Here is an 18,723-nt window from a genome sequence, read left to right as displayed (position 1 = left end):
TGATTACTCCGTGCCCGCAGGATCGGCCTGCAGTATGGTTTCGACTTCTATCGCCGGCTTGATGTCGGGCTTGACCCACCAGGTGGCCGTGCCGATGTCGTACTTGGGCGAGACCTTCGGGTGGCCGAGGTGGTTCCAGTACGCCACGCGCCAGGTCTTGATGTGCCAGTTGGGTATTACGTAATAGCCCCATTGCAGAACGCGGTCCAGCGCGCGGGCATGGGCCACCAGGCTTTTGCGCGAATCGGCGTTGATCAGTCGCTCGACCAGTTGATCGACCACCGGATCTTTGAGCCCCATGGAATTGCGGCTGCCGGGTTTGTCGGCGGCGGCCGACATCCAGAATTCCCGTTGTTCGTTACCCGGTGAGTTGGACTGGGGGAAGCTGCCGACGATCATGTCGAAGTCCCGGGAACGCACGCGGTTGATGTACTGCGAGACGTCGACCCGGCGGATCACCAGGTCGATGCCCAGGTCGCTCAGGTTTCGCTTGAACGGCAGCAGTACTCGTTCGAATTCGGTCTGGGCCAACAGGAACTCGATGACCACCGGCTTGCCGGTGGCGTCGACCATTTTGTCATCGACGATGCGCCAGCCGGCTTCCTGTAGCAGTTGATAGGCTTGCCGTTGCTGGGCGCGGATCATGCCGCTGCCGTCGGTGCTCGGGTTCTGGAAGGCTTCGCTGAATACCTGCGGCGGCAGCTTGGCGCGGAACGGTTCGAGGATCGCCACCTGCTCGGCGTCAGGCAGGCCGGTGGCGGCCATTTCCGAGTTCTCGAAGTAACTGCGGGTACGCACATAGGCACCGTTGAACAGTTGCTTGTTGGTCCATTCGAAATCCAGCAACAGTGACAGGGCCTGGCGCACACGCACATCCTGGAACACCGGGCGACGCATATTGAACACGAAGCCTTGCATGCCGGTCGGGTTGCCGTTGGGGATCTGCTCCTTGACCAGTCGGCCCTCGGTGACCGCCGGGATGTTGTAGGCGTTGGCCCAGTTCTTCGCGGTCATCTCAAGCCAGTAGTCGAACTGCCCGGCCTTGAGTGCTTCCAGGGCGACGGTGTTGTCGCGGTAGTAATCGGTGGTCATCACGTCGAAGTTATAGAAACCGCGATTGACCGGCAGGTCCTTGCCCCAGTAGTCCTTCACTCGCTCGTAGCGTACCGAGCGCCCGGCCTTCACTTCGCCGACCTTGTAGGGGCCGCTGCCCAACGGGATCTCCAGGTTGCCCTTGTTGAAGTCGCGGTCGGCCCACCAATGCTTGGGCAGCACCGGCAACTGGCCGAGGATCAGCGGCAGCTCGCGGTTGTTGGTGTGCTTGAACTTGAACAGCACGGTCAACGGATCTTCAGCGATCACTTCGGCCACGTCGTTGTAGTAACCGCGGTACATCGGCGCGCCGTCCTTGGTCAGCATCTGGAAGCTGAACACCACGTCCTCGGCGCGTACCGGATGGCCGTCATGGAAGCGAGCTTCGGGGCGCAGGTAGAAGCGCACCCAGCCGTTGTCCGGGGCTTTCTCGATCAGCCGGGCGATCAGGCCGTACTCGGTGAACGGCTCGTCCAGGCCTTGCTTGGCCAGTGTGTCGTAGATGATGCCGATATCATCCGCCGGCACGCCTTTGCTGATGAACGGGTTGAGGCTGTCGAAGCCACCGAACCCGGCCTGGCGGAAGATCCCGCCCTTGGGCGCGTCGGGATTGACGTAGTCGAAGTGCTTGAAGTCGGCCGGGTATTTCGGCGGCTCGTTGTACAGGGTCACTGCATGTTGCGGGGCGGCGCAGGCCAGCCCGGCGAACAACAGGCCGCTGGCCTGCAGGAGCAGGGTGCGGATGGGGTTCATTGATCTTTCTCCGAAGATTTCAGCCACCACGCATTCAGGCCCAGGGTGTAAGGCGGCGTGGTGACGAAGGCGAGCCGGTTGCGGTACGCCAGACGGTGATAATTGAGGTACCAGTTGGGAACGATGTAGTGCTGCCACAGCAGCACGCGGTCAAGGGCCTTGCCGGCGGCGACTTGCTGGTCACGGGTCTGGGCGGCCAGCAATTGTTCGAGCAGATGGTCGACCACCGGATTGGCAATGCCGGCGTAGTTCTTGCTGCCCTTGACCCCGACCTGGCTGGAGTGAAAGTACTGCCATTGTTCCAGGCCCGGGCTGAGGGTCTGGTTGAGGGTCATCAGGATCATGTCGAAATCGAACTGGTCGAGGCGCTGCTTGTATTGCGCGCGATCGACCGTGCGCAGCCGCGCATCGATGCCGATGCTGGCGAGGTTCTCGACATAAGGCTGGAGGATGCGTTCCAGGTTCGGGTTGACCAGCAACAGCTCCAGGCGCAAGGGTTGGCCTGCGGCGTTTTGCAGGTGCTGGCCATTGAGCTTCCAGCCGGCTTCGGCGAGCAGGCCGAGGGCATTGCGCAAGGTCTCGCGGGGGATGCCGTGGCCATCGGTCTGCGGCAGGCTGAACGGCTCGGTAAAGAGCCTGGCCGGCAGCTGTTCACGGTAGGGCTTGAGCAACAGCCATTCATGCCCGACCGGCAAGCCGCCGGCCGAGAACTCGCTGTTGGGGTAATAGCTCATGGCGCGTTTGTAGGCACCGCTGAACAGCGCACGGTTGGTCCATTCAAAGTTGAACATCAGCCCCAGTGCTTCACGGACCTTGGCATCCGAGAAAGTCGGTCGGCGGCTGTTCATGAACAGGCCCTGGGTCTGGGTCGGGATCTGGTGGGGAATCTGTGCCTTGATCACGTCACCACGGCGTAGGGCGGGGAAGTTGTAGCCGGTGTCCCAGTTCTTCGCCTGATGCTCGATATAGATGTCGAATTCACCGGCCTTGAACGCTTCGAACGCGACGTCGCTGTCGCGGTAGAACTCGACTTCCATGCGGTCGAAGTTGTACTTGCCGCGATTGACCGACAGGTCCTTGCCCCAGTAATCCTTGACCCGTTCAAAGACGATCTGGCGTCCTGGCGTGACCGACGTGATGCGATACGGCCCGCTGCCCAGTGGCGGTTCGAACGTGGTGGCCTTGAAGTCACGGCCCTTCCAGTAGTGCTGTGGCAACACCGGCATTTCGCCCAGGCGCAGGATCAGCAGCGGATTGCCGGCGCGCTTGAACACGAAACGGATGCGCTGGGGGTTGAGGATGTCGACCCGCAGCACCTCCTGAAGGTTGGTGCGGTAAAGCGGATGCCCTTCCTTGAGCAGCGTGCGGTAGGAGAACGCAACGTCGAAGGCGGTAATCGGCGTGCCGTCATGGAAGCGTGCTTCAGGACGCAGGTTGAACACCACCCAACTGCGGTCCTCGCTGAACTCCACCGACTGGGCGATCAGGCCATAGCTGGACGCGGGCTCGTCACCCGAAGGCGCGTACTGCCCGGTGCCGACCATCAGCGGTTCGTTGAGTTCGTTGATGCCGTATTGCAGGAAGTTCGGCGTGGTGACCGGGCTGGTGCCCTTGAAGGTGTACGGGTTGAGCGTATCGAAGGTGCCAAACGCCATCACCCGCAACGTACCGCCCTTGGGCGCTTGCGGGTTGACCCAGTCAAAGTGGGTAAATCGGGCCGGGTACTTGAGCGTGCCGAACTGCGCATAACCATGGCTTTCGCTGATCGTCGCGCTTGCGGTGGAGCTCAAGGCCAGGCTGAACAGGAGCAGGGGCAGGGGACGCTTCAAATAGGAGATCCGATCCAGGCGGCTTGGGCTTTGTGGACCGTACAGTAACAGCTTGTATGGACAGGAAAAAGACGGGGGATTAATGCGCAATATCGGTCGGGCCACAATCCCTGTGGGAGCGAGCTTGCTCGCGATGGCGGCGTGTCAGTCGCCATCAATGCAAACTTATACGCCGTCATCGCGAGCAAGCTCGCTCCCACAGGTTTTTGAGCGGCCCACAAAAACTGTGAAGACATAAAAAAGCCCCTGAAATCAGGGGCTCTTTTTTAATGCGGATTGGCCACTGTCAACATCTGGCCGGGCTTCAGCGCCTGGCCGACACGAGGATTCCAGCGCTTGAGATGCTGCATCTCGACGTTGAAGCGCTTGGCCACGATGTACAGCGAGTCACCTTGCTGGACCTTGTACTTGGTCTGCTGCTTTTTGGAGTTGGCGGCAATCACGGTGTTGACGCGCCCGGAGCTGCGTTTGCTGTTGTCCTGCATGACCAGGGTCTGGCCGGGCTTGAGATTCTTGCCAGTCAGTTTGTTCCAGCGTTGCAGGTCCTTCACGTCAACGTTGTTGGCCTTGGCGATGGAGCCCAGGTTGTCACCCCGTTTGACCCGGTAGGACCGCCTGGCGCTGGCGACCTGGGTGTCGTCGGCACCTTCGAAGACCGGCTTGAGCGATTTCTTGCTGATCAACTCTTCAGGACGCATGGTCTGCAGGCTGCTGGTCAGCAGTTGCGCCTTGGAAGTCGGCACCAGCAGGTGCTGCGGGCCGTCGATGGTGGTGCGCTGCTTGAAGGCCGGGTTGAGCTGGAACAGCTCATCTTCGTCGATGTTGGCCACTTCAGCGACCTTGGAGAGGTCCATGCGCTGGTTGATTTCGACGACCTGGAAATAGGGTTCGTTGGCGATCGGGTTGAGGTTCACGCCGTAGGCTTCCGGCGCCATCACCACTTGCGACAGTGCCAGCAACTTCGGCACGTAGGCCTGGGTTTCGGAGGGCAGTGGCAGGTTCCAGTAATCGGTCGGCAGACCGAGACGCTCGTTGCGCTCGATGGCCCGGCTGACGGTGCCTTCGCCGGCGTTGTAGGCCGCCAGGGCCAGCATCCAGTCGCCGTTGAACATGTCGTGCAGGCGGGTCAGGTAATCCAGCGCGGCGGTGGTCGACGCGGTGATGTCGCGACGGCCATCATAGAAACGGGTCTGGCGCAGGTTGAAGTAACGCCCGGTGGACGGGATGAACTGCCAAAGACCCACCGCGTTGGCCCGGGAATAGGCCATCGGGTTGTAGGCACTCTCAATCACTGGCAGCAGGGCCAGTTCCAGCGGCATGTTGCGTTCTTCAAGGCGCTCGACGATGTAGTGAATGTAGAGGCTGCCACGTTCGCCGGCGTTTTCGAGGAAAGACGGATTGCTGGCGAACCACAGGCGCTGCTGCTCGATACGCGGGTTGACACCCAGCCCGTCCTGCAACTGGAAGCCCTGGCGCATTCGCTCCCAGACGTCCTGTGGAATTTGCGGGCTGGGCTTTTCGCTGAGCCAGATCGGCTTCTGCTTGGCGCGCGCTGCGACGTTCGGCGTGTGCGCCGCATCAGTCTGCGGCGCATGGCTGGAACAGCCCGCCAGGGTGGCGGACACAGCCACCGCAATGGCTTGAGCCAGGCGGGTCAATGCGTCGGAACTGATGGCTTTGCGAATAGGTGACGACATTGGCTGGAAGTAAGTTCCGGGCAAAAATGTCGGGCGATTCTAGAAAGCGCACCCTGTGCGGTCAACCTTTCAGAATTGTTACAGCCTTTGGGGACCCCTTTAGAACGTGTCTTTCCAAGCGCGAAGCGCAGCAAAAACCATATCGGGCGCCGAGTTATCGGTGCCGGTCCGTTCGTCCGCTTTTTCTTTAACGGATGTTTCACCGGCGCGCAAAAACGGGTTTGTTAGCTTTTCCAGTGCCAGTGTCGACGGCAGCGTCATGATCCCGGATTCCCGTTGGCGGGTGACTTTGGCCAGGCGTTCGGCCGTATCCGGATTGTTCGGTTCGACGGCTGCGGCAAACTTCAGATTGCTCAGGGTGTATTCGTGGGTGCAGTAGACCAGCGTGTCTTCCGGCAACTGCGCGAGACGTGTCAGCGAGCTGTACATTTGCTGTGGCGTGCCTTCGAACAACCGCCCGCAACCGGCGGCAAACAGGGTGTCGCCGCAGAACAGCAAGCCGTGATGGTAATAGGCGATATGTCCCAGGGTGTGGCCGGGGACTGCGAAGATATCGAAGTCCAGCCCGAGCACGCTGATGCGCTCGTTGTCCTTGAGCGCAACGTCCCGCGCCGGGATCTTTTCGCTGGCCGGACCATAGACTTTCGCGTCCGTCGCTTTTTTCAGCTGTTCGACCCCGCCGACGTGGTCATGATGGTGGTGAGTGATCAAAATATCACTCAGTACCCAGCCCGGATTGGCCGCAAGCCAAGCTTGTACCGGGGCGGCATCACCCGGGTCGACCACCGCGCAGCGTTTGCTGCGGTGGTCTTGTAACAACCAGATGTAGTTGTCGGTGAAGGCGGGCAGGGCTGTGATCTGTATCATCGTCGGATTCGCCAAGCGGAAAACAATGGCGCATCTTAGAACTTCCTGGCGCGTTGGAGAATGCAATGACTGATAAAGCGTTCGCACAGGCTGATCCTGACTGGCTGGCGTTGATCAGCGCCGCCCGCGAGTGGCTGGAAGGTCCGATCGGGCAATTCCTGCTGGACGAAGAGCGTCGCATGCTCGAAGACGAGCTCGGGCGGTTCTTTGGTGGCTATCTGGTGCATTACGGTCCCTCGGCCCAGACCCCGCCGTCAGCGCCGCAGGTGCAGCGCAACGTACGCCTTGGCGCGCCGTTGCCGGGGGTCGAGATCGTCTGTGAAGAACAGGCCTGGCCGCTGAGCGAGCATGCTGCCGATGTGGTGGTGTTGCAGCATGGCCTGGATTTCTGCCTGTCGCCCCACGGTTTGCTTCGTGAGGCGGCGAGCAGCGTACGCCCCGGTGGGCATTTGCTGATCATCGGCATCAATCCCTGGAGCAGTTGGGGCCTGCGGCATGTGTTTGCCCAGGATGGGCTGCGCAAGGCGCGCTGCATTTCGCCGTCACGGGTCGCGGACTGGCTGAACCTGCTGGGCTTCGCGCTGGAGAAACGCCGCTTCGGGTGCTATCGTCCGCCGCTTGCGTCTGCGGCATGGCAAACCCGCCTGGCCGGATGGGAGCGCAGGGCCGGTGACTGGCAACTGTCGGGCGGCGGCTTCTATTTATTGGTGGCGCGCAAGATCGTGGTGGGCCTGCGACCGGTCCGTCAGGAGCGGCGCGAGCCGATGGGCAAGTTGATTCCTTTGCCGATGGCCAAGGTCAACCGTCGCAACATCGAACCGTAATACACACTTTTTCATTTGCGGCCGGGCCTGTCCCGGCTTCGGGCGTCGTCGATCTGCGATCGGCGGGCCAGCGCATTTTCTGGATAGATTGGCATGAGCGATAGCGTAGAACTGTTCACCGACGGCGCCTGCAAGGGCAACCCCGGCCCTGGCGGCTGGGGCGCACTGCTGGTGTGCAAGGGCGTTGAAAAGGAACTCTGGGGCGGCGAAGCCAATACCACCAACAACCGCATGGAGCTGATGGGTGCGATCCGTGGCCTGGAAGAGCTCAAGCGTCCCTGTGAGGTGCTGCTGGTGACCGACTCCCAGTACGTGATGAAGGGCATCAACGAGTGGATGGACAACTGGAAGAAGCGCGGCTGGAAAACCGCGGCGAAGGAGCCGGTGAAAAACGCTGATCTGTGGAAGTTGCTCGACGAGCAGGTCAACCGCCACAAGGTCACCTGGAAATGGGTGCGCGGGCACATTGGCCATCACGGCAACGAACGCGCCGACCAGTTGGCCAACCGTGGCGTCGACGAAGTGCGCGGGTACAAGCAGGACTGATTTGGGCTCGACTGCTGGACCGAGTCGTGGCCTTCGCGAGCAGGCTCGCTCCCACAGTTGATCTCCATATGCCGAAGAGCCCTTGTGGGAGCGAGCCCGCTCGCGAAGGGCGCAACACGGTCCACCTGAAAGACCCGGGCGAGCGTGTTAACATCACCGCTTTTGCACGATTGACCGATTGAGAGCTGAGCACTGATGGCCACCAGATCCGTTGTACTCGACACCGAAACCACCGGCATGCCGGTGACCGACGGCCACCGGATTATCGAAATCGGTTGTGTCGAGTTGATCGGCCGACGCCTGACGGGCCGGCACTTTCACGTGTACCTGCAGCCCGATCGCGAAAGTGACGAGGGCGCCATCGGCGTCCACGGCATTACCAACGAATTCCTCGTGGGCAAGCCGCGTTTTGCCGAGGTGGCCGAAGAATTCTTCGAGTTCATCAAGGGCGCGCAGCTGATCATCCATAACGCGGCGTTCGACGTTGGCTTCATCAACAACGAGTTCGCCCTGATGGGGCAGCAGGACCGCGCGGACATCACGCAGCACTGCACGATCCTCGACACCCTGATGATGGCCCGGGAACGTCACCCGGGGCAGCGCAACAGCCTCGACGCCTTGTGCAAACGCTATGGCGTCGACAACTCCGGCCGTGAGCTGCACGGCGCCTTGCTCGACTCCGAAATTCTCGCCGACGTCTACCTGACCATGACCGGCGGGCAGACCAGCCTGTCCCTGGCCGGTAATGCCTCCGATGGCAATGGCTCCGGTGAAGGGGCGGACAATTCGGCCACCGAAATCCGTCGTTTGCCGGCCGATCGCCAGCCGACGCGCATCATCCGCGCCAGCGAAGACGACCTGGCCCGCCACGCGGCGCGTCTGGAAATCATCGGCAAATCCGCTGGTGCTCCGGCGTTGTGGGTGCAACTGGCTGAGGCTGAAGCCCAGGCTTGACGCCAGTCTTTTGGTGAATGGCTTTTGTGGCGAGGGGGCTTGCCCCCGTTCGGCTGCGAAGCAGACGTAATTCCATTCTCTGCGGTTTATCCGAAAGATTGTTGGGGGGGCGCTTCGCGACCCAACGGGGGCAAGCCCCCTCGCCACACGGAAGCGCTCTCGTCGCCACAAAGTGGTGCATCCCGCTCGCCACTTGCGCTGCAACACTCTACCCTGAGGTGATTGGCAGGCTCTGGTCTGCCGCCTCAGGACACTGAGCCTCATGTATAAAGATTTGAAATTCCCGGTCCTGATTGTCCATCGCGACATCAAGGCCGACAGCGTCGCCGGCGACCGCGTGCGGGGGATTGCTCGTGAGCTGGAGCAGGAAGGGTTCAGCGTCGTTTCGGCGGTGAACTACACCGAAGGACGACTGGTGGCGTCGACGTACCATGGCCTGTCCTGCATGCTGATAGCGTCTGAGGACGCCAGCACCCATTCCCATTTATTGCAAAACATGGCCGAACTGATCGGTCTGGCGCGGGTGCGTGCGCCGGATCTGCCGATCTTCGCCCTCGGCGAAAAAGTGACCCTGGAAAACGCTCCCGCCGATGCCATGGCCGAGCTCAACCAGTTGCGCGGCATTCTTTACCTGTTTGAAGACACCGTGCCCTTTCTTGCCCGGCAGGTGGCCCGTGCTGCGCGCAAGTACCTTGATGGCCTGTTGCCGCCATTCTTCAAGGCCCTGGTGCAGCACACCGCGGATTCCAACTATTCCTGGCACACCCCCGGTCACGGCGGTGGCGTGGCGTATCACAAAAGTCCGGTCGGGCAGGCGTTTCACCAGTTTTTCGGGGAAAACACCCTGCGCTCGGATCTTTCGGTGTCGGTGCCGGAGCTCGGGTCCTTGCTCGATCACACCGGCCCCCTGGCTGAAGCCGAGGCCCGTGCAGCCCGTAATTTCGGCGCCGATCACACCTTTTTCGTGATCAATGGCACGTCCACGGCCAACAAGATTGTCTGGCACTCGGTGGTCGCTCGCGATGACCTGGTGCTGGTGGATCGCAATTGCCACAAGTCGGTGCTGCACTCGATCATCATGACCGGCGCGATCCCGCTGTACTTGTGTCCGGAGCGTAATGAGCTGGGGATCATCGGCCCGATTCCCCTGAGCGAGTTCAGCCGCGAATCGATCCAGGCCAAGATCGACGCCAGCCCGCTGACCAAGGGGCGTGCACCGAAGGTCAAGCTCGCCGTAGTGACCAATTCGACCTATGACGGCCTTTGCTACAACGCCGAGCTGATCAGGCAGCAACTGGGCAGCAGCGTCGAGGTATTGCACTTCGACGAGGCCTGGTACGCCTATGCGGCGTTCCATGAGTTTTTTGCCGGGCGCTACGGCATGGGCACGTCCCGTGATGAAGGCAGTCCGTTGGTGTTCACCACCCATTCCACCCACAAGTTGCTGGCGGCCTTCAGTCAGGCGTCGATGATTCACGTTCGCGACGGCGGCGCGCGGCAACTGGACCGGGATCGCTTCAACGAAGCGTTCATGATGCACATCTCGACCTCGCCGCAGTACGGCATCATCGCCTCGCTGGATGTGGCTTCGGCGATGATGGAAGGGCCGGCGGGGCGTTCGCTGTTGCAGGAAATGTTCGACGAAGCCCTGAGTTTTCGCCGGGCGCTGGCTAACTTGCGCCAGCACATTGCCGCTGATGACTGGTGGTTTTCGATATGGCAACCGCCGTCGGCAGAAGGCATCGAGCGGGTCGTCACCGAGGACTGGTTGCTGCAGCCGGAGGCCGACTGGCACGGCTTTGGCGGCGTGACCGACGATTATGTGCTGCTCGACCCGATCAAGGTCACGCTGGTGATGCCGGGGCTGACGGCCGGTGGCGCCCTCAGCGAGCGCGGGATTCCGGCGGCGGTGGTCAGCAAGTTCCTTTGGGAGCGTGGCCTGGTGGTTGAGAAGACCGGGCTGTATTCGTTCCTGGTGTTGTTCTCCATGGGCATCACCAAGGGCAAGTGGAGCACGCTGCTCACCGAATTGCTGGAGTTCAAGCGCAGTTATGACGCGAACGTCAGCCTGGCCAGTTGCCTGCCTTGCGTGGCGCAGGAGAATGTCGCGCGGTATCAGGGCATGGGCCTGCGTGATCTGTGCGATCAGTTGCATGCCTGTTATCGCAGCAATGCCACCGCCAGGCACCTCAAGCGCATGTACACCGTACTGCCAGAGGTCGCGATGAAGCCGGCGGACGCCTATGATCAATTGGTGCGCGGTGAAGTCGAAGCCGTATCGATCGATGCGCTGCACGGACGGATCGCCGCGGTGATGCTGGTGCCGTATCCGCCCGGCATTCCGTTGATCATGCCGGGTGAACGCTTTACCGAGTCGACCCGCTCGATCATCGATTACCTGGCGTTTGCCCGCACGTTCGATAGCAGTTTTCCGGGGTTCGTTGCTGATGTGCACGGATTGCAACACGAAGATCAGGGCACTGGGCGGTGCTACACCGTCGATTGCATCAAGGAGTGAGGACCTTTCCCAGTATGCAGCCGGTTATAAATCCGAATTACCCAGGGTTGTCGGTACGGGTTGCCGATGAAGGTTTTGCCGCCTACATCTGGGGCAGTGATTTCAGTTTTGAAGTCGCAGCCTATGGTGCGGCCGAAATCGGCAAACCGGTCGCACAGTGGCCGGTGACGCCGATCACGCCTTATCGCAAGTGCTACGGCATCGACCCGGAGGAGTTCAGCAGCTTTCGCAATGCCGCCGACAGCGCGATCTTCATGGCTTATCTGGATGACCAGCCCGTGGGGCACCTGGTGGTCAGTACCAACTGGAACGGCTTTGCCCATATCGACGAACTGGCGGTGCATGCACCGGCCCGACGGCACGGTGTGGCCAAGGCCCTGCTGGATGTGGCGCAGTTCTGGAGCCGCAAGAAGAAACTCCCGGGCATCATGCTCGAAACCCAGAACAACAACCTGGGGGCCTGTCGGCTCTATGAGCGCTGCGGTTACGTGATCGGCGGGATCGACCACCTGCGTTATCGCGGCATCGATCCGAACACCGCCGAAGTGGCGCTGTTCTGGTATCGATTGTTCGAAAACCCGCTGGAAAACCCGCTCAGTTCGTCAGCATCGCCGCGGCTTGTTCCGTGACGATGGCCAACAGGGCCTGAACCGCCGGAGACGCTTCGGCGTTTTTCAGGGACAGGGCGTAGAGACTGATCGGGATAGCGGGTGCCAGCGGGCAGCTGTCCAGTCCCGAGGCTTTGGCACCGACGGCAGTAAAGGGGTCGACGATGGCCAGGCCTTCGCCGGCCTCGACCATGCTGCGCATCATCTGGTGCGTCTGCACCCGGGTTTGAATCACCGGGGCAGGGCGCAAGCCGTGCAGTTTGTTTTCCAGTGCCGGGCTCAGCGGGTCGTGTCCCTCCAGGCCGATCATCGATTGACCGGCCAGGTCCTGCAGTGAAATGTATTTCTGCTTCGGTTGCAGCCAGCCGTGGGGCGCGAGCAACTGAAGTTTGCCCTGGGCAATCACCTGGCAATCGAGGTCGGCGTGATCGGGGTCGTGCAGGCTCAGGCCCAGATCGCTTTCACGCAGCAGCAGGCTTCTGACGATCTCGCGGGTCGGCTGGCTCAGCAGTGTGCAAGGCGCGTCGGGCAGGCGTCGGCGCAGGGCCGCGATACTGTGTGGCAACAATTGGTTGGCCAGGGGCGGGGTGCAGATGATGCGCAGCGGCGGCGCCAGGTATTGCCTGAGGCTGTTGGCCAGACGCTGCACCGGTTCGAGCGCATCGTAGACCCGGACAATTTCCACCTGCAGTTGCTGCGCTTCGCGGGTGGCCTGCAATCGTCCGCGAACGCTGGCGAACAACATGAACCCCAACTGATCCTCGGCGTCGCGCAGCAAGCGCTCGACTTCGGTCACTGGCAACTGCAGCCATTCGGCGGCGGTGCCCAGGTGACCGGTCTGCAGGAGCGCCTGGATCACTTCGATATGGCGTAAGCGCATGCGTGAAGTCCATGTTCAGCAGGTGGAGGAGTCAGTGGCTGAATCCTACCCCAAGTCCGCGCATATGACTTCTGCTCATAACGACGGGTTATGAGGCGCTGACGGTTTGCGGTTCGCGGGTAATGGTCACGCCGGTTTGCACCAGCATGAATTGATTGTCGTCGACCTTGTTGACACGGTCGCCAATGGCCAGCTTATAAGTGGTGACAGGCCCGGAACCGTCTACCGCCGGGGTGGATTCCTGGAACTCGTGCACCGAATAAATACGGCCTTGCGCGTCTCTTGCATGGAACTGACCGACAAGTACTGCTGCCATCTGCTTAGAACCTCTGGAGATAAATCACTCAATTTGCGGTTCTGTAGACCGTGTCTGGGTGAGGTAAGTTTTCCTACAGGGAAAAAATAATCAGGGACGGCGTTTTCAGTCGCCCGCTGCTTGAATCGTCATCTATAACTACAAGCTCTTCATATCGGACAGTCGAGACATTCCCATGAGCAACGTCTATTCGGTCGCCGTCGTGGTCGGCAGCTTGAGAAAGGAATCGATCAACCGCAAGGTCGCACGGGCCCTGGCTGAACTGGCACCGGCCAATCTGAAGCTGAACATCGTCGAAATTGGCGATCTGCCGCTCTACAACGAAGACATCGATGGCGCTTCACCGCCGGCAGCCTACAGCACTTTCCGACAACAAGTGAGTACATCCGACGCGGTGCTGTTCGTGACCCCGGAATACAACCGCTCGGTGCCGGCACCGTTGAAAAACGCGATTGACGTGGGTTCACGTCCCTATGGCAAAAGTGCCTGGAACGGCAAGCCGGGCGCGATTATCAGCGTTTCGCCGGGGGCCGTCGGCGGGTTTGGTGCCAACCACAACCTGCGTCAATCCATGGTGTTTCTCAATGTGCCGCTGATGCAGCAACCGGAGGCCTATCTGGGGAACGCCGGTACGGCATTCGACGAGGCGGGCAAGCTGTCCGAGTCGGTCAAGCCGTTCCTGCAAAGTTTCATCAATGCCTATGGGCAATGGGTCGAGCAGCACAAGAAAGTCTGATGGTCGTTTGCCAGCGCTTTGGCCTGCAAAGCGCTGGGTGGTTATCTCTTTAGACCGTGTTGGCCCCTTCGCGAGCAAGCCCGCTCCCACATTGGGCCTCAGCCGAACGCAAGTCTTGTATCCACTGAGGAACCCTGTGGGAGCGGGCTTGCTCGCGAGGAGGCCGGCTCAGGCAATACTGGACTCAACCCTGTCCCGGCACATTCGGCCAAAGATCCGCCACCAGAAACAGGCGTTCGGCCTCTTCCCAGTCACCGTTGGCATTTTCCGTCAGGCGCACCAGCAGTTGTGCCGGCGCCAGCGGGTCAAGGTCATTGAGCCATGCCCGCATCTGTTCAGGGGTCCAGGTGTGCTCCGCCCAATAGTGCGCCGGTGCCAGCCAGGCATGGCGGGGCAGGGGTTGCCAGCGACCGGGCGGGCTTTGGGCAATTAGCGCCGGCCAGTCCTTTTGATGCAGCCAGCGACCGCGCAGATGCTGCGGATGGGCACCCGACGGCGGGGCGGCCTGTCCGGGCCAGGGGTACAGCAAATAACCCCCCAGCCATAAATGGGCGCTGAAGGCCTGGATATCCAGCGCCGCCAGTACTTCACGGCTCTCGGGACGTGCGGAAATCGGTAACTGATGCTGGCTCAGGTGCGCCAGTTTGCGGTCGAGCCGATCGTGGCAGCCCGGGCCCAGCCACTGGGCGGTGTCGTGTCCGTCGCCCGATTGCGGGCCGAGGTAGAGCTTGATCGCCAGTTCCAGGTGATGCACCCCGTCGCGGTCGCGCAGCAGCATGTCCAGCTCACCCAGGGTGTGCCCTTCGCGGCGAATCGGCATGTTGGCGGCAATCAGCTCAATGCCCGGCGCGTGCTGCACGGCAAATTGCCAGAGGCGTTCGTAGTACAGACCCAGGCGGCGGGTGCGGGCCTGGGCCAGCCAATGCAGCAAGCCATAACTGTCCCGGTCCAGCTGCCTTAGCCACTGCTCCAGCCGGTCGGGAGCCTGCACCCAGTCGCTGCCGGCCAACGGGTGACGTTGCGGCCACGGGGTATCGTCCAGCATGGGCGGGGCGAGGATGACCCACGCCAGGTCACGCACTTCGGGATGGCGTAACTGATGGGGCAGGTGGAGCAAATCCGGAAATAGCATCATCTTGCGAGCATAGCCCGAAACCCGGGCACACCCTTGAAGCTGAAAGGATTTTGTCTACGGGCGGCTTTCGCCCATAATCGTGGTTTTCGCCGCCACACAGATCCCCGCAGGAGCCTCATGGAGCAATTTCGCAATATCGGCATCATCGGTCGCCTGGGCAGTTCCCAGGTGCTGGATACCGTCCGCCGACTGAAACGGTTTCTGCTCGATCGTCACCTGCACGTGATCCTCGAAGACACCATCGCCGAAGTGCTGCCAGGGCACGGCCTGCAAACCTCGTCGCGCAAGATGCTCGGCGAAGTCTGCGACATGGTCATCGTGGTCGGTGGTGACGGCAGTCTGCTCGGCGCTGCCCGGGCGCTGGCCAAACACAATATTCCGGTGCTCGGCATCAACCGGGGCAGCCTGGGTTTCCTGACCGACATCCGCCCCGACGAGCTGGAAGCCAAGGTCGCCGAAGTGCTGGACGGCCACTATCTGGTGGAAAACCGCTTCCTGCTGCAGGCCGAGGTCCGCCGCCACGGTGAGGCGATCGGCCAGGGCGATGCCCTGAACGACGTCGTGCTGCACCCTGGCAAATCCACGCGAATGATCGAATTCGAGCTGTACATCGACGGCCAGTTCGTCTGCAGCCAAAAGGCCGACGGCCTGATCGTCGCCACGCCGACCGGTTCCACCGCCTACGCGTTGTCTGCCGGCGGGCCGATCATGCACCCCAAGCTCGACGCTATTGTTATTGTGCCGATGTACCCCCATACCTTGTCGGGCAGACCGATCGTGGTCGATGGCAACAGTGAGCTGAAAATCGTCGTGTCCAAGGATATGCAGATTTACCCGCAAGTCTCGTGTGACGGGCAGAACCACTTCACCTGCGCGCCCGGCGACACCATTACCGTCAGCAAAAAGGCCCAGAAACTGCGGCTGATTCACCCGCTCGACCACAACTACTACGAAGTCTGCCGGACCAAGCTCGGCTGGGGCAGCAAGCTGGGGGGTGGAGGCGACTGATGCTCGATCCCGCGCGTAGCTATGACCTGATCGGTGACGTGCACGGTTGCGCCCTGACCCTGGAGCACTTGCTCGACCGACTCGGTTATCACAAACAGGGTGGCGTCTGGCGGCATGCCTCGCGCATGGCGGTGTTCGTCGGCGATATCATCGACCGCGGCCCGCGGATTCGCGAGGCGCTGCACATCGTCCACGACATGGTCGAGGCCGGTCAGGCGCTGTGCATCATGGGCAACCATGAGTTCAATGCGCTGGGCTGGAGCACCCCGGCGCTGCCCGGCAGCGGCAAGCAGTTCGTGCGCGAGCACACGCCGCGCCATGCCCGCCTGCTGCAAGAAACCCTGACCCAGTTCGAAGGCCATCCGGCTGACTGGCACGACTTCCAGCAATGGTTCTATGAGCTGCCGCTGTTCGTCGATGCCGGGCGTTTTCGGGTGGTCCACGCCTGTTGGGATGCCGGGCTGATCGAGCCGCTGCGGGCGTTGTTCCCCAACGGTTGTATCGACGAGCATTTTCTCCAGGCGTCGGCGGAGTCGGGTTCGTTTGCCTGCACCGTGTTCGATCGCCTGCTGCGCGGCACCGACATGCGCTTGCCCCATGGCCTGACCATGACCAGCGGCGACGGCCTGGTGCGTTCGTTCTTTCGCACCAAGTTCTGGGAAGACGATCCGAAAACCTACGGCGACATCGTGTTCCAGCCGGACGCGCTGCCTGAGCCCGTGGCCCGGACGCCGCTGACGTCCACTGAAAAGAACAGCTTGCTGCGCTATGGCGTCGATGAACCGTTGTTGTTCGTCGGCCATTACTGGCGCAGCGGCAAGCCGGCACCGATCCGCCCGAACCTGGCCTGCCTGGATTACAGCGCAGTGCTCTACGGCAAACTGGTTGCCTACCGACTGGATCAGGAAACCCGCCTCGATCCGGATAAATTCGTCTGGGTCGATGTCGAGCGGCCGGAGGTGCTGCAATGAGTGCTGTAGCGGTATTGCGTCTGCCCCTGGCGGTGGACTTGAGCGGGTTCGTCACCTTGCTCAAACGCATGCAAGTGCCCCATCGGGTCAGTGAAGAAGCGGGCGAGCAAGTGCTGTGGGTGCCGGACAATATCAGTGAAGACGTGCGCGCACTGTACGAACGGTTTCCGGCGGGCGATCCCGACCAGCAACTGGACATTCCGGTGGCGCAGACCATCAAGCGTCCGGGCTTTGTCGAACAGTTGAAATACGCCAGGGCCACTGCGCTGGTATTGCTGCTGAGCCTCATCGTCGGTGCGATCACCTTGCTCGGTGACAACTTGGAAACGATGCGCTGGCTGACCTTCCTCGAGTTTCGCGTAGTCGGCGAATACATCCACTTCACACCGCTGGCCGACAGCCTGGCGGCGGGGCAGTGGTGGCGCCTGTTCACGCCGATGCTGATCCACTTCGGCATCCTGCACCTGGCGATGAACGGCATGTGGTACTGGGAACTGGGGCGGCGCATCGAGTCGCGCCAGGGCAGCATCAACCTGATCGGCCTGACCCTGCTGTTCAGCCTGGTGTCCAACTACGCCCAGTACTACTTCAGCGGCCCGACCTTGTTCGGCGGTCTGTCCGGCGTACTGTACGGCCTGCTCGGGCATTGCTGGATCTTCCAGCTGCTGGCACCGAACCCGGCCTATCGCCTGCCGCGCGGCGTGCTGGTGATGATGCTGGTGTGGTTGCTGCTGTGCCTGTCCGGGCTGGTCTCGATGATCGGCTTCGGCGAAATCGCCAACGCGGCCCACGTCAGCGGGTTACTCATCGGATGCTTCACCGGTTTGTTGGGCGGTTTGTATAACCGCCGTAAACTGGCCGCCTAATTCAAGAACATGTAATAAAGAGACGGAGACCCAATGTCCTCTTTTAACGAAATGATCCAGAACATCACCCCCGATATCTACGAAAGCCTGAAACTGGCCGTGGAAATCGGCAAATGGTCCGACGGTGGCAAACTCACCGCCGAACAACGCGAGCTGTCGCTGCAGGCGATGATCGCCTGGGAAATCCAGAACCTGCCCGAAGACCAGCGTACCGGCTACATGGGGCCGCAGGAATGCGCCTCGAAGTCGATCGAAGTGCCGAATATCCTGTTCAAGTCGGATGCCATCCATTGATCGAGATTGGCCGCGGTGCAATCAGCAAAATGTCGGCACGCCTTGACGGGCCGAACGTGCAATACGCTTTCCGTCTGGGCGAAACCGAGGTCCCGGTCAATCCGTTGATCGGGACTACGGTGCGCCTGGAATACCTGGGGGCGATCCACTGCACCCATTGCGGACGCAAGACCAAGACCAGCTTCAGCCAGGGTTACTGCTACCCGTGCATGACCAAACTGGCCCAGTGTGACCTGTGCATCATGAGCCCGGAGCGCTGCCACTTCGACGCCGGCACCTGCCGTGAGCCGGAGTGGGGCGAGAAGTTCTGCATGACCGATCACGTGGTGTACCTGGCCAACTCGTCGGGGATCAAAGTCGGGATTACCCGCGCTACCCAGTTGCCGACCCGCTGGCTCGACCAGGGTGCGAGCCAGGCCTTGCCGATCGTGCGCGTCTCGACCCGGCAACAGTCGGGTTTCGTCGAGGATCTGTTTCGCAGCCAGGTGGCGGACAAGACCAACTGGCGTGCTTTACTCAAGGGCGATGCGGCGGCGGTCAACCTGGCCGAGGTCCGCGATCAACTGTTCGACAGCTGCGCCGAAGGCTTGCAAGGGTTGCAGGAACGTTTCGGCTTGCAGGCGATCCAGACGGTTACCGGCGTCGAACCGCTGGAAATCCGCTACCCGGTCGAGCAATACCCGGCGAAGATTGTCAGCTTCAACCTGGACAAGAACCCGATTGCCGAAGGCACGCTGATGGGGGTCAAGGGCCAATACCTGATCTTCGACACCGGCGTGATCAACATTCGTAAATACACGGCTTATCAGCTCGCCGTGCATCAGTAAGG

18 protein-coding genes are annotated in these 18,723 nt (G+C 61.3%); 11 read left to right on the top strand and 7 right to left on the bottom strand.

Features of this window, described 5'->3' with window-relative positions; genetic code table 11:
• Positions 1-3 precede the first annotated feature (3 nt).
• From PPUTUW4_RS14665 to gloB, 4 genes are all read right to left on the bottom strand, one after another.
• Positions 4-1,845, bottom strand: a complete 1,842-nt coding sequence (locus PPUTUW4_RS14665) for an extracellular solute-binding protein (protein ID WP_015095377.1) — start codon at positions 1,843-1,845, stop codon at positions 4-6.
• Positions 1,842-3,674, bottom strand: coding sequence for an extracellular solute-binding protein (locus PPUTUW4_RS14660; protein ID WP_015095376.1), 1,833 nt, complete (start codon positions 3,672-3,674; stop codon positions 1,842-1,844). The genes PPUTUW4_RS14665 and PPUTUW4_RS14660 overlap by 4 nt, the downstream gene beginning before the upstream one ends.
• A 266-nt stretch (positions 3,675-3,940) precedes the next feature.
• The gene (locus tag PPUTUW4_RS14655; RefSeq protein WP_015095375.1) at positions 3,941-5,371 is read right to left on the bottom strand and encodes a transglycosylase SLT domain-containing protein; all 1,431 of its coding nucleotides are present in this window, start codon (positions 5,369-5,371) and stop codon (positions 3,941-3,943) included.
• A 99-nt stretch (positions 5,372-5,470) separates the two neighbouring features.
• Positions 5,471-6,238, bottom strand: coding sequence for a hydroxyacylglutathione hydrolase (gloB, locus tag PPUTUW4_RS14650; RefSeq protein ID WP_015095374.1), 768 nt, complete (start codon positions 6,236-6,238; stop codon positions 5,471-5,473).
• Between the two features lie 65 nt (positions 6,239-6,303).
• Here gloB and PPUTUW4_RS14645 point away from each other — a divergent pair, with 65 nt between their 5' ends.
• The 5 genes from PPUTUW4_RS14645 (at position 6,304) to PPUTUW4_RS14625 (ending at position 11,709) form a co-directional block, all read left to right on the top strand.
• Entirely contained in the window at positions 6,304-7,062 is a 759-nt protein-coding gene (locus PPUTUW4_RS14645; RefSeq protein WP_015095373.1) for a methyltransferase domain-containing protein, read from the top strand.
• 93 nt (positions 7,063-7,155) lie between these two features.
• Positions 7,156-7,608 carry a ribonuclease HI gene (gene rnhA / locus PPUTUW4_RS14640; RefSeq protein WP_007996378.1) on the top strand — a complete coding sequence of 151 codons (453 nt, stop codon included), beginning with the start codon at positions 7,156-7,158 and terminating at the stop codon, positions 7,606-7,608.
• 195 nt (positions 7,609-7,803) lie between these two features.
• Positions 7,804-8,562, top strand: coding sequence for a DNA polymerase III subunit epsilon (gene dnaQ / locus PPUTUW4_RS14635; protein WP_007979124.1), 759 nt, complete (start codon positions 7,804-7,806; stop codon positions 8,560-8,562).
• Positions 8,563-8,824: 262 nt separating this feature from the next.
• Complete coding sequence (locus PPUTUW4_RS14630; protein ID WP_015095372.1) at positions 8,825-11,080, top strand: Orn/Lys/Arg decarboxylase N-terminal domain-containing protein; 2,256 nt, start codon at positions 8,825-8,827, stop codon at positions 11,078-11,080.
• 14 nt (positions 11,081-11,094) lie between these two features.
• Positions 11,095-11,709 (top strand): GNAT family N-acetyltransferase, encoded by a 615-nt coding sequence (locus tag PPUTUW4_RS14625; protein WP_015095371.1) that lies wholly within the window; start codon positions 11,095-11,097, stop codon positions 11,707-11,709.
• Here the strand turns inward: PPUTUW4_RS14625 and PPUTUW4_RS14620 are convergent.
• Both PPUTUW4_RS14620 and PPUTUW4_RS14615 read right to left on the bottom strand, forming a co-directional pair.
• Positions 11,675-12,568: a LysR substrate-binding domain-containing protein gene (locus PPUTUW4_RS14620; RefSeq protein WP_015095370.1), complete on the bottom strand. Its 894-nt coding sequence runs from the start codon at positions 12,566-12,568 to the stop codon at positions 11,675-11,677. The two genes, PPUTUW4_RS14625 and PPUTUW4_RS14620, sit on opposite strands and share 35 nt — an antisense overlap.
• An 88-nt stretch (positions 12,569-12,656) precedes the next feature.
• On the bottom strand, positions 12,657-12,884 hold the full coding sequence (locus tag PPUTUW4_RS14615; RefSeq protein ID WP_015095369.1) for a hypothetical protein: 228 nt from the start codon (positions 12,882-12,884) through the stop codon (positions 12,657-12,659).
• A 175-nt stretch (positions 12,885-13,059) separates the two neighbouring features.
• On the opposite strand from PPUTUW4_RS14615, the gene PPUTUW4_RS14610 reads away from it, so the two are divergent.
• Complete coding sequence (locus tag PPUTUW4_RS14610) at positions 13,060-13,620, top strand: NAD(P)H-dependent oxidoreductase (RefSeq protein ID WP_015095368.1); 561 nt, start codon at positions 13,060-13,062, stop codon at positions 13,618-13,620.
• Positions 13,621-13,804: 184 nt separating this feature from the next.
• Here PPUTUW4_RS14610 and PPUTUW4_RS14605 read toward each other — a convergent pair whose 3' ends face one another.
• Positions 13,805-14,755 carry a DUF1853 family protein gene (locus PPUTUW4_RS14605; RefSeq protein WP_015095367.1) on the bottom strand — a complete coding sequence of 317 codons (951 nt, stop codon included), beginning with the start codon at positions 14,753-14,755 and terminating at the stop codon, positions 13,805-13,807.
• A gap of 117 nt (positions 14,756-14,872) precedes the next feature.
• Between PPUTUW4_RS14605 and PPUTUW4_RS14600 the strand changes: the two genes are divergently transcribed.
• Genes PPUTUW4_RS14600 through PPUTUW4_RS14580 form a run of 5 tightly spaced genes read left to right on the top strand, consistent with a single transcriptional unit; the run spans position 14,873 to position 18,721 of the window.
• On the top strand, positions 14,873-15,763 hold the full coding sequence (locus tag PPUTUW4_RS14600) for an NAD(+) kinase (RefSeq protein WP_007979142.1): 891 nt from the start codon (positions 14,873-14,875) through the stop codon (positions 15,761-15,763).
• On the top strand, positions 15,763-16,734 hold the full coding sequence (locus PPUTUW4_RS14595) for a metallophosphoesterase (protein WP_015095366.1): 972 nt from the start codon (positions 15,763-15,765) through the stop codon (positions 16,732-16,734). Before PPUTUW4_RS14600 ends, PPUTUW4_RS14595 begins: the two co-directional genes overlap by 1 nt.
• Positions 16,731-17,600 carry a rhomboid family intramembrane serine protease gene (locus PPUTUW4_RS14590; RefSeq protein WP_015095365.1) on the top strand — a complete coding sequence of 290 codons (870 nt, stop codon included), beginning with the start codon at positions 16,731-16,733 and terminating at the stop codon, positions 17,598-17,600. The genes PPUTUW4_RS14595 and PPUTUW4_RS14590 overlap by 4 nt, the downstream gene beginning before the upstream one ends.
• 33 nt (positions 17,601-17,633) lie before the next feature.
• Entirely contained in the window at positions 17,634-17,894 is a 261-nt protein-coding gene (locus PPUTUW4_RS14585) for a DUF1315 family protein (RefSeq protein ID WP_007979148.1), read from the top strand.
• Positions 17,891-18,721 (top strand): DUF2797 domain-containing protein, encoded by an 831-nt coding sequence (locus tag PPUTUW4_RS14580; RefSeq protein WP_015095364.1) that lies wholly within the window; start codon positions 17,891-17,893, stop codon positions 18,719-18,721. Before PPUTUW4_RS14585 ends, PPUTUW4_RS14580 begins: the two co-directional genes overlap by 4 nt.
• The last annotated feature ends 2 nt before the right edge of the window (positions 18,722-18,723 follow it).

This window comes from Pseudomonas sp. UW4, assembly GCF_000316175.1.
Taxonomy (GTDB): domain Bacteria; phylum Pseudomonadota; class Gammaproteobacteria; order Pseudomonadales; family Pseudomonadaceae; genus Aquipseudomonas; species Aquipseudomonas laurylsulfatiphila.
This window is presented reverse-complemented; position numbering and strand designations above follow the sequence as displayed.